Source organism: Burkholderia sp. AU19243, assembly GCF_018148075.1.
Taxonomy (GTDB): domain Bacteria; phylum Pseudomonadota; class Gammaproteobacteria; order Burkholderiales; family Burkholderiaceae; genus Burkholderia; species Burkholderia latens_A.
On record NZ_JAGSTV010000015.1, the window covers coordinates 95,429 to 111,262 of the forward strand.

Annotated in this window: 11 protein-coding genes; 7 read left to right on the top strand and 4 right to left on the bottom strand. The window is 69.7% G+C overall.

All coding sequences use genetic code 11. From position 1 onward, the window contains the following. Window positions 1-255 precede the first annotated feature (255 nt). The 3 genes from KDW55_RS24220 to KDW55_RS24230 are packed head-to-tail and all read left to right on the top strand — an operon-like array spanning window position 256 to window position 5,512. Complete coding sequence (locus KDW55_RS24220) at window positions 256-849, top strand: DUF2760 domain-containing protein (RefSeq protein WP_059546245.1); 594 nt, start codon at window positions 256-258, stop codon at window positions 847-849. After that, window positions 846-2,687: an Hsp70 family protein gene (locus KDW55_RS24225; protein ID WP_209822209.1), complete on the top strand. Its 1,842-nt coding sequence runs from the start codon at window positions 846-848 to the stop codon at window positions 2,685-2,687. The genes KDW55_RS24220 and KDW55_RS24225 overlap by 4 nt, the downstream gene beginning before the upstream one ends. A 5-nt stretch (window positions 2,688-2,692) precedes the next feature. Next, window positions 2,693-5,512, top strand: coding sequence for an Hsp70 family protein (locus tag KDW55_RS24230; protein WP_212149276.1), 2,820 nt, complete (start codon window positions 2,693-2,695; stop codon window positions 5,510-5,512). 100 nt (window positions 5,513-5,612) lie between these two features. Here KDW55_RS24230 and KDW55_RS24235 read toward each other — a convergent pair whose 3' ends face one another. Both KDW55_RS24235 and KDW55_RS24240 read right to left on the bottom strand, forming a co-directional pair. After that, entirely contained in the window at window positions 5,613-7,028 is a 1,416-nt protein-coding gene (locus KDW55_RS24235; RefSeq protein WP_212160528.1) for a sensor histidine kinase, read from the bottom strand. Beyond that, window positions 7,015-7,680: a response regulator transcription factor gene (locus KDW55_RS24240; RefSeq protein ID WP_040139175.1), complete on the bottom strand. Its 666-nt coding sequence runs from the start codon at window positions 7,678-7,680 to the stop codon at window positions 7,015-7,017. The genes KDW55_RS24235 and KDW55_RS24240 overlap by 14 nt, the downstream gene beginning before the upstream one ends. Before the next feature lie 235 nt (window positions 7,681-7,915). On the opposite strand from KDW55_RS24240, the gene KDW55_RS24245 reads away from it, so the two are divergent. Together KDW55_RS24245 and KDW55_RS24250 are read left to right on the top strand one after the other, a co-directional pair. After that, window positions 7,916-8,941 (top strand): ABC transporter substrate-binding protein, encoded by a 1,026-nt coding sequence (locus tag KDW55_RS24245; protein ID WP_059546250.1) that lies wholly within the window; start codon window positions 7,916-7,918, stop codon window positions 8,939-8,941. A 113-nt stretch (window positions 8,942-9,054) separates the two neighbouring features. Next, window positions 9,055-10,368, top strand: coding sequence for an MFS transporter (locus KDW55_RS24250; protein WP_040140944.1), 1,314 nt, complete (start codon window positions 9,055-9,057; stop codon window positions 10,366-10,368). A gap of 136 nt (window positions 10,369-10,504) precedes the next feature. Here the strand turns inward: KDW55_RS24250 and KDW55_RS24255 are convergent, their stop codons facing one another. After that, on the bottom strand, window positions 10,505-12,307 hold the full coding sequence (locus tag KDW55_RS24255; RefSeq protein ID WP_212160527.1) for a sensor histidine kinase: 1,803 nt from the start codon (window positions 12,305-12,307) through the stop codon (window positions 10,505-10,507). Then, entirely contained in the window at window positions 12,304-12,951 is a 648-nt protein-coding gene (locus KDW55_RS24260; protein WP_212160526.1) for a response regulator transcription factor, read from the bottom strand. The genes KDW55_RS24255 and KDW55_RS24260 overlap by 4 nt, the downstream gene beginning before the upstream one ends. A 309-nt stretch (window positions 12,952-13,260) precedes the next feature. Between KDW55_RS24260 and KDW55_RS24265 the strand changes: the two genes are divergently transcribed. After that, window positions 13,261-13,713: a hypothetical protein gene (locus KDW55_RS24265; RefSeq protein ID WP_040139179.1), complete on the top strand. Its 453-nt coding sequence runs from the start codon at window positions 13,261-13,263 to the stop codon at window positions 13,711-13,713. Between the two features lie 102 nt (window positions 13,714-13,815). Next, window positions 13,816-15,831 carry an LssY C-terminal domain-containing protein gene (locus KDW55_RS24270; RefSeq protein WP_069242629.1) on the top strand — a complete coding sequence of 672 codons (2,016 nt, stop codon included), beginning with the start codon at window positions 13,816-13,818 and terminating at the stop codon, window positions 15,829-15,831. The last annotated feature ends 3 nt before the right edge of the window (window positions 15,832-15,834 follow it).

Sequence of the window (15,834 nt, forward strand, 5' to 3'; positions counted from 1 at the left end):
TCGAGGCCCCACCGACAGCCGGCAGTCCGACGTCATTCCGCCCGCACCCGGTACGGCGCAAAACTCGCGCGCGATCGCGTTCTGTCCCCCAACTTCTGCCCGGTTCGCCCGCCACAGGGCAAAATACGGGTTTTCCGCACCCGCACGGGTGCGTCCGAATCATGCGCCGGGCACGGCGATGCGCAACCGCACGTCGTCGCCGGGCGCCCAGGCAAGCTGCTCGCCATGTCGCGAGCCCACAGGAGTCCAGACCCCATGCCCGAATCCAACCTGTCCTTCTTCGGCCGGCTGTCGCTGGCCGTCGGCACGTTTTTCTCCGTGCTCGGCAACCGCGAGTTCGCGGCCGAAGTGCTGCGCGTGCGCGACGGCGTCCCGGCGGTCGCGCCGGCTCCGGCAGCCCCGGCTCCCGCCGCAGCGCCGGCCGCCGCCGCCGCGCCCGTGAAGGCTCCGGCGCCGGAACTGCGCGAAGCGAGCCCGCAAGCGGCGCTGCAGCTGCTCGGCCTGCTGCAGCGCGATGCGCGCTTCATCGACTTCGTCGAGGAGGACATCGCCGGCTACGCGGATGCCGACATCGGCGCCGCCGCGCGTCTCGTGCACGACGGCTGCCGCGCCGCGCTGCGCGAGCACTTCACGATCGTGCCGGTGCGCGACGAAGCGGAAGGCGCGCGCGTGACGCTGCCGGCCGGCTTCGACGCGACAGCCGTGCGCGTGACCGGCAACGTGGTCGGTTCCGCGCCGTTCACGGGCACCGTCAGCCACCGCGGCTGGCGCGTGGCCGACGTGCGCCTGCCGAAGCTGACGGGCAGCCACGACGCATCGGTGATCGCGCCGGCGGAGGTGGAACTGTGAGCGATCCGCGCTATTCGATCGGTATCGACCTCGGGACGACCCACTGCGCGCTGTCGTACGTCGACGGCGGCGCGAGCGACGGCGAAAAGATCGCGCAGCAGGTGCTCCCGATCCCGCAACTGACCGCGCCTGGCGCGCTGGAGTCGCGCGACCTGCTGCCGTCGTTCCTCTACCTTCCGCATGAAAGCGAGCTCACGCAGGGCGACCTGACGCTGCCGTGGACGGCCTCGCGCGGTTTCGCGGTCGGCGAGATGGCGCGCACGCGCGGCGCAGGCACGCCGATCCGCCTCGTGTCGAGCGCGAAGAGCTGGCTGTGTCACCCGGGCGTCGACCGCCGCGCGGCGATCCTGCCGAGCGATGCGCCGCCCGAAGTGTCCCGCGTGTCGCCGCTGGAAAGCTCGATCCGCTATCTCACGCACCTGCGCGAAGCGTGGGACCACGCGCATCCCGATGCGCCGTTCGCCGACCAGGACGTGACGGTCACGATCCCCGCGTCGTTCGACCCGGCCGCGCGCGAGTTGACGGCGGAAGCCGCGCGTGCCGCCGGCTATTCGCGGATGACGCTGCTCGAGGAGCCGCAGGCGGCGCTCTACAGCTGGATCCAGAAGAGCGAAGGCGGCTGGCGCAAGCAGGTGCAGGTGGGCGACCTGATCCTGTGCGTGGACGTCGGCGGCGGCACGACCGACCTGTCGCTGATCGCGGTGGTCGAGCGTGACGGCAATCTGGAGCTGCATCGCGTCGCGGTCGGCGAGCACATTCTGCTCGGCGGCGACAACATGGACCTCGCGCTCGCGCACGTCGTCGCCCGCAAGCTCGCGCAGCAGGGCACGCAGGCCGATCCGTGGCAACTGCGCGCGCTGACCTACGCGTGCCGTTCCGCGAAGGAAACGCTGCTGTCGGACCCGGCGATCGACGCGGTGCCGCTCGTCGTGCCGAGCCGCGGCTCGAAGCTGATCGGCGGCTCGATCCGCACCGAACTGACGCGCGCCGAACTCACGCAGACGATCCTCGAAGGCTTCTTCCCGCAAGTCGATGCGGCCGCGCGCCCGGTCAGCCGCGCGCGCGTCGGCCTGACGCAGCTGGGCCTGCCGTATGCGCAGGACGCGGGCATTACGCGCCATCTCGCGGCGTTCCTCGGCCGCCAGGTCGCGGCGCTCGACACGCTCGAAGGCGTGCAGCGCACGCTGCCGCAAGGCGCGACGTTCCTGCATCCGACCGCGGTGTTGTTCAACGGCGGCGTGTTCAAGTCGACGCTGCTCACGCAGCGCGTGCTCGATACGCTCAACAGCTGGCTTACCGCCGAAGGCGCGCCGGCCGCACGCCTGCTCGAAGGCGCGGACCTCGATTTGGCGGTGGCACGCGGCGCGGCCTATTACGGTTACGTGAAGCGCGGTCGCGGCGTGCGCATTCGCGGCGGCACGGCGCGCGCGTACTACGTCGCGATCGAGTCGGCGATGCCGGCAGTGCCTGGGCTCGAGCCGCCGGTGCAGGCGCTGTGCGTCGCGCCGTTCGGGATGGAGGAAGGCACCGACGCGGCGCTGCCGCCGCAGGAGTTCGGCCTCGTCGTCGGCGAACCGGTGCAGTTCCGCTTCTTCGGATCGTCGGTGCGGCGTCAGGACCAGGTCGGCACGCTGCTCGACTACTGGTCGCCGGAAGAGCTGCAGGAACTCGACGCAATCCAGGCGACGCTGCCTGCCGAAGGCCGTTCGGTCGGCGAGGTCGTGCCGGTGAAGCTGCACGCGCGCGTGACCGAAGCCGGCACGCTCGAACTCGAGGCAATCCCGAGCGGCACGGACGAGCGCTGGAAGGTCGAGTTCGACGTGCGCGGCGCCGCCTGAGCGCGATGAAACGCTATACGGTCGGCATCGACCTTGGCACGAGCAACACGGTCGTCGCATACGTCGAGGCCGGGTCGGACACGATCCGCGTGTTCGACGTCGACCAACTGGTCGGCCCCGGCGCGGTGGCCGCGCAGCCGCTGTTGCCGTCGGTGCGCTATCACCCGGCAGCGGGGGAGCTGCCGCCGGATGCGCTGCGGTTGCCGTGGACTTCCGGCTCGAACGCTCATGCCACGGCCGGTGCAAAGGCCGATGTGAAGGCAGGCGCGGCGGCCGATGTGAACGCCGACGCGAACGCAGGTGCGAACGCCGATGCGCTGCCGGCCGTGATCGGACGCTATGCGCGCACGCTCGGTGCGCAGGTGCCGGGGCGGCTCGTGACCAGCGCGAAGAGCTGGCTGTCGCACGCGTCGGTCGACCGGCTCGCGGCGATCCTGCCGTGGGGGGCGGCCGACGGCGTCGACAAGGTGTCGCCGGTCGACGCGAGCGCGAGCTATCTCGCGCACGTGCGTGCCGCCTGGGACGCACGCTTTCCCGATGCGCCGCTCGCGAAGCAGGACGTGATCCTCACTGTGCCGGCGTCGTTCGACGACGGCGCGCGCGCGTTGACGGTCGAAGCCGCCCGGCGCGCGAAACTGCCGGCGCTGCGGCTGCTGGAAGAGCCGCAAGCCGCGTTCTACGACTGGCTGTACGGTCAGCGCGCGACGTTGCGCGACACGTTCGCCGTGCCGCGCCGCGTGTTGATCTGCGACGTCGGCGGCGGCACGACCGATCTGACGCTGGTCGACGTCGCGCCCGGCGACGACGGCGAGCCGGCCTTTACGCGCGTCGGTGTCGGCGACCACCTGATGCTTGGCGGCGACAACATGGACCTCGCGCTCGCGCGTCTGGTCGAAAGCCGGCTGACCGAGCCGGGCACGCGGCTGTCCGCCGCGAGCCTGTCGCAGCTCGTCGAACGCTGCCGCGCGGCGAAGGAGCGGTTGCTCGGCGACGACGCGCCCGCGTCCGTCACCGTGACGCTGCTCGGCGCGGGCAGCAAGCTCGTCGGCGGCGCGCGCTCGGCCGAGCTGACGCGCGACGAAGTCGAACGGATCGTCGTCGACGGTTTCTTTCCGCAGGTCGATGCCGGCGAGTTGCCGCGTCGTGCGCGCGCCGCGATCGTCGAATTCGGGTTGCCGTATGCAAGCGACGCGGCCGTCACACGGCATGTCGCCGCGTTCCTTGAGCGTCATGCGCAAGGCCCGCTGCCTGACACGCTGCTGCTCAACGGCGGCGTATTCCGCGCGCGTGCGCTCGCCGGTCGTCTCGCGCACACGCTCGGCGCGTGGCGCGGCGCGCCGCTCGACGTGCTGCACAACGCGCATCCGGACGTGGCCGTCGCGCGCGGCGCGGTGGCCTACGGGCTCGCACGCGCCGGCCATGCGCCGCGTATCGGCGGCGGCTCGGCGCGCAGCTATTTCCTCGTGCTCGACGACGGCGATGCCGGCTCGGCACCGCGCGGCGTCTGCCTGCTGCCGCGCGGTTCGGAGGAGGGGCGCGAGATCCGGCTCGAGGAGCGCACGTTCGCGCTGCAGCTCGGGCAGCCGGTGCGCTTCCACCTCGTTTCGACCGTGGCCGACACCAGGTACCAGCCCGGCGACCTCGTCGAACTGGACGGCGGCGACTTCGTGCGGCTGCCCCCGATCGCGACGGTGGTCGACCGGCAAGCCAGCGGCGCTGCACACGAAACGCCGGTGAAACTGACCGCGTCGCTGACCGAAGTCGGTACGCTCGAAATGCACTGCATCGCGACCGACGACCCGTCGCGGCGCTGGCGACTCGAGTTCCAGCTGCGCGGCGACGCGCCCGCGCACGGCGGCGATCCCGCGCTCGCGCGCCATCCGCGTATCGACCAAGCGCTCGAGCTGATCGATCGCTCGTTCGGCAGCAAGTCGGCGAACGTGACGCCGAAGGACACGCGACGGTTGCGCGCGCAACTTGAACAGGTGCTCGGCCCGCGCGACGAGTGGGATGTCGCGCTCGCACGCGAACTGTTCGATGCATTGCTCGCGCGCGCGCGCCGCCGGCGGCGTTCGGCCGATCACGAGCGTGCGTGGCTGAATCTCGCCGGCTATTGCCTGCGTCCGGGCTTCGGCCATCCGCTCGATGCGTGGCGAATCGAGCAACTGTGGCCGCTGTTCGACGACGGTATCCAGTATGTGAACGACTCGCAGGTGTGGTCCGAGTGGTGGACGCTGTGGCGGCGCGTGGCTGGCGGACTCGACGACGATGCGCAGGCGCAGGTGCGCGATGCGATCGCATTCCTCGAACCGTCCGACGACAAGCGCCGCAAGCTGCCGTTCGATCCGGCCAAGGTCGGCCCGGCCGACATGACGCGCTTGTCCGCATCGCTCGAACGGTTGCCCGTGGCGCGCAAGGTGGAACTCGGCGAGCGGCTGATCGCGCAGTTGCAGAAGCCGGCCGATCGTACGCTCTGTGCTTGGGCGCTCGGGCGGATCGGCGCGCGGCGGCCGTTTTACGGCAGCGCGCACAGCGTCGTGCCGCCTGACGTCGCGCAGCATTGGCTCGACGCGCTGTTCGCACTCGACTGGAAGCAGGTCGAGCCGGCGGCATTCGCGGCCGCGCAAATCGCGCGAATGACTGGCGATCGCGAGCGCGATCTGCCGGACGACACGCGCGAAGCGGTGATCAAACGGCTGTCGGCCGCGAACGCATCGGCCGCATGGATCGAGATGGTGCGCGAGGCGATTGCCTTCGATGAAGCCGATACGGTGCGCGTGTTCGGTGAAACGCTGCCGGCCGGGTTGAAACTGCTGGCGGCGTGATCGAAGGCGGGATGGTTCGGTCTGGGGCGCCATGTTCAGGCTCGCAGACCGAAGCACTGCGTGGCCGCACTGCGACATCTGCCCGGACGCGTTCACGGAATCATCGAGACTCCGGCCCGGTACGCCGCGGAAACGTCAACACCACCGCAAACCCGCCTCGCTCGGGGAACGCGAACCCCACGCGCCCGCCGTGCGCTTTCATCACTTCCTGCACGATCGCGAGGCCGAGTCCCGACCCGGTGCGGCGCTCGCTTCCGTCCGGTGCGATCCTCACGAACGGCTGCAATGCCGCGTCCCAATGCTCGCGCGGAATGCCGCGACCGTTGTCGGTGACGGTCAGCGTGACCGTACCGTCAACGTTCCCCGCGGTCGCGACCGACACGACGATGTCGTCCGCATGCCCATGCAGCAATGCGTTGTGCACCACGTTCGACAACGCTTCCTGCAAGCTGATCGCATCGCCGTCGATCCACGCCTGCGGCGCATCGCTCGCGAACGCGACGGCGACGTCGCGTTCGTCCGCGAGTGGAATTGCGCGGCCGAGCACGTCCTTCGCCAGCGCGACGAGCTCGACCGGCTGCAGCGGCACGGCCTCGGTGCGATGGATCACCATCGCATGATTGAGCAGCTGCCCGGTGAGACGCCCGACATCCGAGCACGTCGCGCGCAATGCATCGAGCCGTGCCGCATGACGAGCCGGATCGTCTTCCCCGTCGAGCAGCTCGATCTGCGCATCGAGCCGCGCGAGCGGCGTACGCATCTGGTGTGCGGCATCGGCGATGAAGCGCTGCATCGCGTTGATCCGCTCGGCCAGCCGGCGTATCAGTCCGTTGATCGACCCGATGATCGCGTCGATCTCGCTCGGCGTATCGACGGCGACCGGCCGCAGGTCGGCCGGATCGCGCGCGGCAATGATCGCGTCGATCTGCGCGAGCGGACGCAGCCCGCGCCGGATCGCGAGTCCGCTCGCACCGATCGCCAGCACGCTCATCAGCAGGATCAGCGTCCATACCTTGATGCTCATGTCGTTCGTCAGCTGCTGCCGCGCATTGGTTGTCTGCGCAACGGTTACGAGCGCCCAGCCAGGCGTGCTTTCCTCCGGCATGTAGCGCGCGATGGTCGCCGTGCGGATCCGGTGCCCCTGGTAGACGCCATTCGCGAACGCTGGGCCCTGCTTCGCGGCGGCGAGCGTCGCGGGGCTCGCGAGATCGTTGTAACCGGCCACGACGACGCCGCGCGAATCGACGACCTTGTAATAGACGAGGTCGTAGCGCGACAGCGTCGACAACGCGGCCACGGGCGGGTTCAGCGCGAGCACGCCGCCTTGCACGTACAGGTTCTCCGCGACCTGGATCGACGCGCCCGCGAGCAACTGATCGTACGCGCGTTCGGCCGCGACGCCGGCGTAATAGCGCGCGATCGCGGCCAGCGCAAACGCGCCGCTCGCGACGACGAGCGCGATGAACAGCAGCGTGCGCCCGAACAGCGTCTTCGGGAACCAGTCAATGCGCGGCAATCTGATACCCCATCCCGCGGGCGGTGCGGATCTCGACCGAGCTGCCCTGCAGCTTCTTGCGCACGCGCGTCACGTATTGCTCGACCGCGTTCGCGGTCGGCTCGTTGCCGAAGCTGAACAGCTGGTTCAGCAGTTCGTCCTTCGAAAAGATCCGCTGCGGGCGGCTCGCGAGAATCTCGAGCAGCGCGAATTCCTGCCGCGACAACGACAGCGGCCGGCCGTCGAGTTCGGCGAGGCGGCTGCTGCGGTCGATCACGAGGCCGCCGAGCGTCAGCACGTCGTTCGCATGCCCGCTGTTGCGGCGCAGCAGTGCCTGCACACGCGCATCGAGCTCGCGATAGTCGAACGGCTTCACGAGATAGTCGTCGGCGCCGAGGCCGAGGCCGCTCACGCGATCGTCGATCGCCGAGCGCGCGGTGACGAGCAGCACCGGCGTCGTGCTGCCCGATGCGCGCAGATTGCGCAGCACCGCGAAGCCGTCGAGGCCGGGCAGGTTCGCATCGAGCACGACGAGATCGAAGCGCTCGACGCGCAGCAGGCCGTTCGCGGTCGAGCCGTCGGTTTCGAGATCGACGGCGTGGCCGAGCCGCGCGAGGCGGCTGCGGATCGCCGCGCCGATTTCGGCATCGTCCTCCACGACGAGAATGCGCATGGTGCCGTTTGCAGGTAGAGGGTTAGGGGTTTTCCCCGGGGCGGGATGTCAGCATTTTCTCAGACTCGGCCGATAACCTGTGTTCAGCCGGAACGATCGACGACGGCATTAATACCAGAGGAGACGACAACATGCAGCATGGGACGCGCACGACGAACGCGCAGCCGGATCGGCGGCAACGCGTGACGCCGGCTGCCGCGTCGGCACATGCAGCGTGCCGCGCGGAGGCGCGCGAATGTTGACGTCGGCCCGCCGCCGCACGTTGCTTGCCGCCGGCCTCGGGATGCTGGGCGCGCTCGGCGCGCCGTCGCTGGTGCGCGCGACGCCGCGCACGGTGCGGATCTCGAAAGGCTATGGCGTGCTTTACCTGCCGCTGCTCGTGATGGAGAAGCAGCGGCTGTTCGAGCGGCACGCGGCGCGGCACGGCCTGCGCGATGTCGCGGTCGACTGGGTGCTGCTCGACGGCGGCAATTCCGTCAACGACGCGATGATGGCCGGCACGCTGGACTTCGCCGGCGCCGGCGCACCGGGCTTCATCGAGCTGTGGGCGCGCGCGCGCGGCATTCCGAACGTCGAGGTGATCGGTATCAGCGGATTGTCGACGACGTCGCTGTCGCTCAACGCCAATCGTCCGGGCCTCGCGTCGCTGCGCGACTTCACGCGGTCCGACCGGATCGCGGTGCCGGGCATCCGCACGTCGTTGTCGGCGGTCGTGCTGCAGATGGTCGCGAGCCGGCAGCTCGGCGCCACGCATTTCGCGCAGCTCGACTCGATCACGGTGAACCTGCCGCATCCGCAGGCGATGCAGGCGCTGATTCGCCGCGACAGCGGCGTCACCGCGCACTTCACGTCGCCGCCGTTCTCGACGCTCGAATTGCGGCAGCCGGGCATTCATCGCGTCGTGAACTCGATCGACGTGCTCGGCCCGATGACGCTCGACGTCGTGTTCGCGCCGAAGCGTCTCATCGATGCGGAGCCGGCGCTGGCCAGCGCGTTTCTCGGCGCGCTCGACGAAGCGAACCGGCTGATCGCGCAGGATCGGCGCGCGGCCGCCGCGCTGTATGCGGCGTCATCGGGCGTCGGCGTGTCGCACGACGATGTAATGCGGATGCTCGCCGCGCCGGACACGCGGTTCTCGGTGCAGCCGAACCAGCTGATGGACTACGTCGAGTTTCTGTATCTCGCCGGGACGATCAAGGCGAAGCCGCGCGCGTGGCGCGACATGTTCGCGCCGATGCTCGACGACTACCGGACCGGCTGACGGCGGACGTTCTGCACTCGACCACGATTTTCACGAACACCACGGCGCCCGCGCATATGTCGCGCGGTGCGCCGATTCAACCGACAAGCAACCGATTCACGGAGGAGCCCGCAGTGAATGTCACCACCGAAACCCAGGACCCCGCGTCCGCCGAAGAGCAGCGCATCATGTCGAAGATGGCGCGGCGCCTGCTGCCCATTCTCGTCGTGATGTTCCTGATCGCGTTCATCGACCGGCAGAACGTCGGCTTCGCGAAACTGCAGATGGTGCACAGCCTCGGGATGACCGAGGCCGCGTTCGGTCTCGCGTCGTCGCTGTTCTTCATCGGCTACCTGCTGTTCGAGGTGCCGAGCACGCTCGCGCTGCATCGTTACGGCGCGCGCGTATGGCTCGCGCGGATCATGCTGACGTGGGGGCTCATCACGGTGCTGATGGGCTTCACGACGTCGATGCCCGCGTTCTGCTCGCTGCGCTTTGTGCTCGGGATCGCCGAAGCCGGCTTCTATCCGGGCGTGATCTATTACCTGACGCTGTGGTTCCCGCAGAGCTACCGCGCGAAGGTGCTCGGGATCTTCACGCTCGGCAGCGCGCTCGCGAACATGCTCGGCTCGCTGGTCGGCGGCGTATTGCTGAGCCTGAACGGCGTGTGGGGGCTCGCGGGCTGGCAGTGGGTGTTCGTGGCGACGGGGCTGCCGGCCGTGATCGTCGCGATCGTCGTGTTTCGCGTGCTGCCGGCGTCGTTCCGCGACGCGCCGTTCCTCGACGACCGCGAGAAGCAGATCGTTGCAGCCGCGCTGGAGCGCGAGAAACCGGCGCACGCCGAGCATGCGCAGCCGTGGAAGGCGCTGCTCGATCCGCGCGTGATGCTGTTCGCCGCGACGTACATGCTGATGTCGACGTCGCTGTACGGCGTCACGTACTGGCTGCCGACCCTCGTGAAATCGTTCGGCGTGTCGAGCACGACGAACGGTTTCCTGAGTATGCTGCCGTGGGCGCTCGCGGTGGTGCTGCTGGTGTGGCTGCCGTCGAAGCTGCGCCGCGCGAAGAGCATCCTGCGCACGATCGCGATCGTCGCGGCGCTGGGTGCGCTCGGCTTCCTGCTGAGCCTCGTGCTGCCGTCGACGCCGCTGCGCTTCATCGCGCTCGTGCTGGGCGGCGCCTGCATTCCGCTGCTGTATCCGTGCTTCTGGTCGATGCCGCCGCGTTACTTCACCGGCGCGCGCGCGGCGGCGAGCGTTGCCGCGATCAATTCGATCGGCAACCTCGGCGGTTTCTTCAGCCAGAACCTGATGCCGTTCGCGGGCAAGGTCACGGGCACCGCGTTCGGGCCGATGATCGTGCCGATCGTGTGCCTCGCGTTGCTCGGGATCGGCGCACTGGTTGCATGGACGCGGTCCGAGCGCGGGATGGTGGCGGCGCGGGCGTAAGCCCGCCGGCCGCCCCACGCGACCGAACGGCCGACCGTCGTGGACCGGCCCGGGTTTCACCGTGCATGACAGGTGTCATGCACGGAGAGAGCACCGACCGCTCCCGGCGACCGCCGCCATTGCGGCGTCGAGCGCATCACGCGTTCGTTCGCGACGCCCTCGTTCCTTCATGCGCAATCGCCACATGCGCGGACCCCACCGGAATATCCACCTCCACCGTCGTTCCTTCGCCGAGCGTCGTGTCGATGCGCAGCGTGCCGCCGACGAGATATGCGCGCTCGCGCAGCCCGACCAGCCCGAACGACCCCGACTTGCGCGGCGCGCCCGGATCGAAACCCGCGCCGTCGTCGCGAATCGTCAGCGCGATCGTCTCGTCCCGATAAAGGAGTTCGACTGCCGCGCATGACGCCGCCGCGTGCCGCGCGACGTTCGCGAGCGCTTCCTGCGCGATGCGGAACACGGCCGTCGCATACGGTTCGTCGAGGTGCAGCTCGCCCGGCTCGACGTGCAGCGTGCACGCCATTCCGTGACGGTGCCGGAAATTTTCCACGAGCCATTGCATCGCAGCCGCGAACCCGAGATCGTCGAGCATCAGCGGGCGCAGATCGGATGCGATGCGCCGCGTGGCCGTCACCGCGCCGCGCGCGAGCGCGTGCATCGCGGCGATCTTGCGTGCAAGCGGCGCGTCGTCCTGCGGCACGTGATCGAGCAGCCATTCGAGATCGTTCTTCAGCGTCGCGAGCGTCTGCGCGAGTTCGTCGTGCAGTTCGCGCGCGATGCGGCGTTGTTCGGCCTCGCGCGCGCTCGCGCTGATCGCCGCGATCTCGCGCAGCTCCTCGCGCGACGCCTTCAGCGCGCGTTCGGCACGTACGCGTTCCTCGACTTCGCGCCGCAGGTCGCGGTTCGACGCGCTCAACTGCGCGGTGCGCGCGGCGACGCGCTGTTCGAGCCGTTCGTTCGCGTCGTTCAGCTGCGCGCTCTTCTGCACGACGAGCAGATGCTGGTAGCGCGCGCCGGCGAGCGCACGCACCGTCTGCGCATGCAAGCGGCCGTTCTCGAACAGCAGCGCGAACAGCACGATGCCCGACGCGACGAGACCGTAGGTGCGGCCAGCGTAGAAGCCGAGATCGAAGCGCCCGTGGTTCAGCATCGACGCCAGCGCAATGTCGAACAGCCATGCGACCAGCACGATCATCACCCACAGGTCGAGCACCGAATGGCGTCGCCGCTGTCGCCACATCAGTACCAGCGCGCCGAGGTTCAGCGTCCATACGACGACGATCGCGTCGGTCATCGTCGGCGTCATCCGGTTGCCTTGCATGATCCGCGGCAGCAAATCGTGACCGGCGGTGGCCAGTAGCGCGAGCGCGGCGGTCGCGCCGCCCGTCAGCACGATGCACAGCACGATCGGAATCGCGGCGCGGCGCTGCTCGCGCGACGGCGGCCGCGCGCGCGGCGCCGCGCGCAGCAGCACGTATGCGGCGACCGCCAGCGGAAAGCCGCCGTGCCAGAACAGATAGAGCCACGCGGTGGTCTGTTCGCCCGCGCCGAGCAGGCCCGTTGGCGTGAACAGCCCCGGAAAGGTCAGCATGTGCGTGCCGGCCATGAAACCGGTGAACAGGTAGCCGCCCGCGAGCGCGAGCAGCGATTTCTCGCGCAGGATCGCGTACTGGCCGAGCAGCAGGCCGGCCGTCACCATGTCGTTGACGACGATCGCCGACTGATACACGGGAATGAAGCCCCACACGCGAGCAAGCGGCATGCCGGCGAATGGCGCGACGGCGACGAAGATCAGCGCCGAAACGATCACCGTCGCGAGCGCGAGCCGCCGCTCGCGCCGCCCGGGCGGCAGCGACGACATGAACAGCAGCGACGGGTCCTGCGCATCGTCATCGTCGTCGCCGGTCGGGGCGGGCGGGAAGCGGAATGCGGCCATCATGCGTCGTCGACGCCGAGGTCGAGATCGTGACGCGCCGCATAGCGGACCAGCGCAGCTTCGTGCGGCAGGTCCATCTTCTCGAGGATGCGGGTTTTGTAGGTACTGACCGTCTTCGCGCTCAGCGTGAGATCCGATGCGATCCGCGTGATCGTCTGGCCGGCGACGATGCGGCGCATCACGTCGAGCTCGCGCGCCGACAGCCGTTCGTGCGGCAGTATGTCGGCCGGTGTGCGCAACGTGCGAGCGAGGCTTTCGGCCGCCGACGCGCTCACGTAGACGCCGCCGGCCGCGACCTTGATGACGGCCTCGACCAGCCCGGCGGTCGCGCTGTCCTTCGTCAGGTAGCCGGTCGCGCCGGCCTTGAACGCGCGCGCCGCGTACTGCGTCTCCGCGTGCATGGTCAGCACGAGCATCCGCAGCGCCGGGACGTGCGTCTTGATCAGCCGGATCAGCTCGATGCCGGTCGGCCCGGGCATCGACAAGTCGAGCAGCAGCACGTCGGCGGCGCGGCTTTCGGCCAGCGCGAGCGTGGCAGCGCCATCGCTCGCCTCGCCGACGACTTCGAAGCCGCCGGCCGTTTCCAGGATGTGACGCAGTCCGTCCCGCATGACTGCGTGATCGTCAGCCAGAATTACCCTGATCATCTAGCGTTCCTCTTCGGGATGGCGTCGCGGGCTGTCCTGCCGGTTGCCGCCGCGACCGTTCTTCTGATCAATATATTCCGCCGAAGCGGGAAATGGTGGATCTGAAGGAAATTTTTGAGATATATCGGCGGTGAATGTGTCGTCAAAGGAAATAGTCCGCCCGAAAACCGTCCCGCCCGAAGCGCCAGACCGGGCGGCCCTCAGTGCCGGCGGGCCTTCCCTGGCCGGAGGCGGCGCCTCGCGGTCGGCGCCGATTCGGAGATAAACTGGTGCTCGATTGCACCGTTTCCGAACGCAGGAGCCTGCACGATGATCGACCTCGCCGAGATACTGCCTTCCGTGCTGCCAGACGTCGTCGCGTGGGCCGGCGCGCAGGCGGCGCACGGGATCGCAAGCGGCGTGCCGCTGACGCCCGCGCAGGCAGACGACGCGCGCACCGTGGGCGTCGCGCAGCCGGAGCGGATCCGCGTCGTGATCGCCGACCGGCTCCCGTTTCCGGACACGCCGGCGCTGGGCGCGATCGCGCGCGACACGGGGCTGCTGGCGCCCGGAACGATCGGCCTCACGCTCGGCCACGCCGTGTTCGTGCTTCGCGGTCACGGCACGCGACGCTTGCTTACCCATGAATTCCGCCATGTTCACCAGTACGAGGCAGCCGGGTCGATCCGTGCATTTCTCGCGCGCTATTTGCACGAGATTGCAACGGTCGGCTATCACGACGCGCCGCTCGAAGCCGACGCGCGGCAGCACGAGTTCGACTGACGCCGCCGGCTGCCGCGAACACGTGCTCGTTCCGGTGAACGCTTCCGACGCCACTGCCGGGCCGGGGCACGCGCCCGGCGCGGTCACGCCGCGCGGCCCGCGATGAGCGAGACGATTCACGCGTGGCTCGGGGCGATCGGTGCGCATCCGGCGCTCGTGTTGGCGATCGTGTTCGCCACTGCCTGCGCGGAGGCGATCGCGCTGATCGGCACGGTCGTGCCGGCGGGGGCCGTGATGTTCGCGGCCGGCACGCTGATCGGCGCGGGGGCGCTCGACGCGTGGACGACGATCGGGGTCGCGGCCGCCGGCGCAATCGCCGGCGACGGGATCAGCTACGAGCTCGGACGGCGCTACCGCGGCGCGATCCGCAACGGCTGGGTCAGGTTCGGTTACGCGGACGCCTATGCGCGCGGCGAGCAGTTCGTGCTGCGCCACGGGATGAAGAGCATCGTGCTCGCGCGCTTTCTGGCCCCGGTGCGCGCGGTCGTGCCGGTCGTGGTCGGCTGCGCGACGCTGCCGCGCCGGTCGTTCTATCCGGTCAACGTCGTGTCGGCGCTGATCTGGGCGCCCGTGCACGTCGCGCCCGGCGTCCTGTTCGGTGCGTCGGCCGCACTTGCCGCGGCGATCAGCGTGCGGGTCGCCGCGATCCTGCTGGTCGTGGCCGCGCTGGTTGCGCTGGTGTGGATCGGCGTGCGGGTCGCACTGCGCCGCGGCTGGCCGTTGCTGTGCCGCGCGGCCGGCGCGGCTGTGCATGCGTGCGTGCGCCGCTGGCCGCGCTTCGGTGCGCGGCTGCACGACGCCATCGTGAAGGTGCGCCGCCTGCCAGGCGCGGTGCCGGCGTTCGCGCTGCTGTTCGTCGGCTGCGTGTGGCTGTTCGCCGGCATCGTGCAGGACGTCGTCGCGAACGATCCGCTGATGCATGCCGACATCGCGCTCTATGCGTTTCTGCAGAGCCTGCGCACGCCGCCCGTCGATGCGACGATGCGTGCGCTCGCGGTGCTGCACGGTCACGATACGGGGCTGATCGTCGCGGCCGCGTTTCTCGTGTGGCTGATGATCCATCGTTGCTGGTGGACGTCCGCCTGGTGGCTCGGCACGATCGGCATAGCGGTCGTGCTCGTGCCCGCGTTCGCCGGCATGCCCGGCACGACGCCCGCGAGCCTGCCGCCCGGCGCGCCGCACGTGCCGCTGCCCGACGCCGATGCGGCGTTCGCGATACTCGCGAGCAGCGGCATCGGCTGGGTGCTGACGCGCGACCGGCCCGCGCTGTGGCGCATTCCGGTCGTGACGGCGGTGGTGCTGTGGATCGTGCTCGGCGGCTTCGCGCGGCTGTACGTCGGCGACACGTGGCTGTCGGGACTGCTCGGCGGATGGAGCCTCGGCCTCGCATGGTTCGCGGTGCTGGCGGGTGCCTATGCGTACTGGCACGTGCGCGAGCACGTCCAGCCGCGCGGCGCACTCGTCGCCGTGCTCGTCGTGCTCGCGACGGCCGGCGTGTGGACGGTGCCTGCACAATGGCAGCTCGATCGCGCGGCGCGTCCGCACGTGGGCGACGTCGTCGCGATGACCGTCGATCAGTGGCTGCGCGATGGCTGGCAGCGCGTGCCGGCGTGGCGCAGCGAGATCGGCGGCGATCGCGAGGAATATCTGCCGCTGCAATGGTGCGCGACGTCGGACACGCTCGATCGTCATCTCGCGCTCGCCGGCTGGCAACGCGCGACGCCGTGGTCGCCCGCGACTGCGCTGCGCTGGCTGTTGCCGCAGGCGCCGGCCGACGCATTGCCGGTGCTGCCGCGCTACACGCACGGCGAGAGCACGCGCCGCGTGTTCGTGCGCACCGATCCGGCGCACCCGGACAGTCGGCTCGTGCTGCGGTTATGGCGGTATCCGTACGTGCTGCAGGATGCGCTCGGGACGCGGCCGCTGTGGTATGGCGCGCTCTATCGCGAGACGCTGCATCGGCCCGCGCGACTGATGACGTTCGTGCGCTCTGCGACCCTCGACGATGCGGCGACGATCGCGCACGCGTTGAACGTCGAGCCGAAGATCGAGCAGCCGCCAGCGGGGATGAGCGCGGCGCCGCGTGCGATGGTGCTCGTCTGGATGGTGCAGCCTTGATCC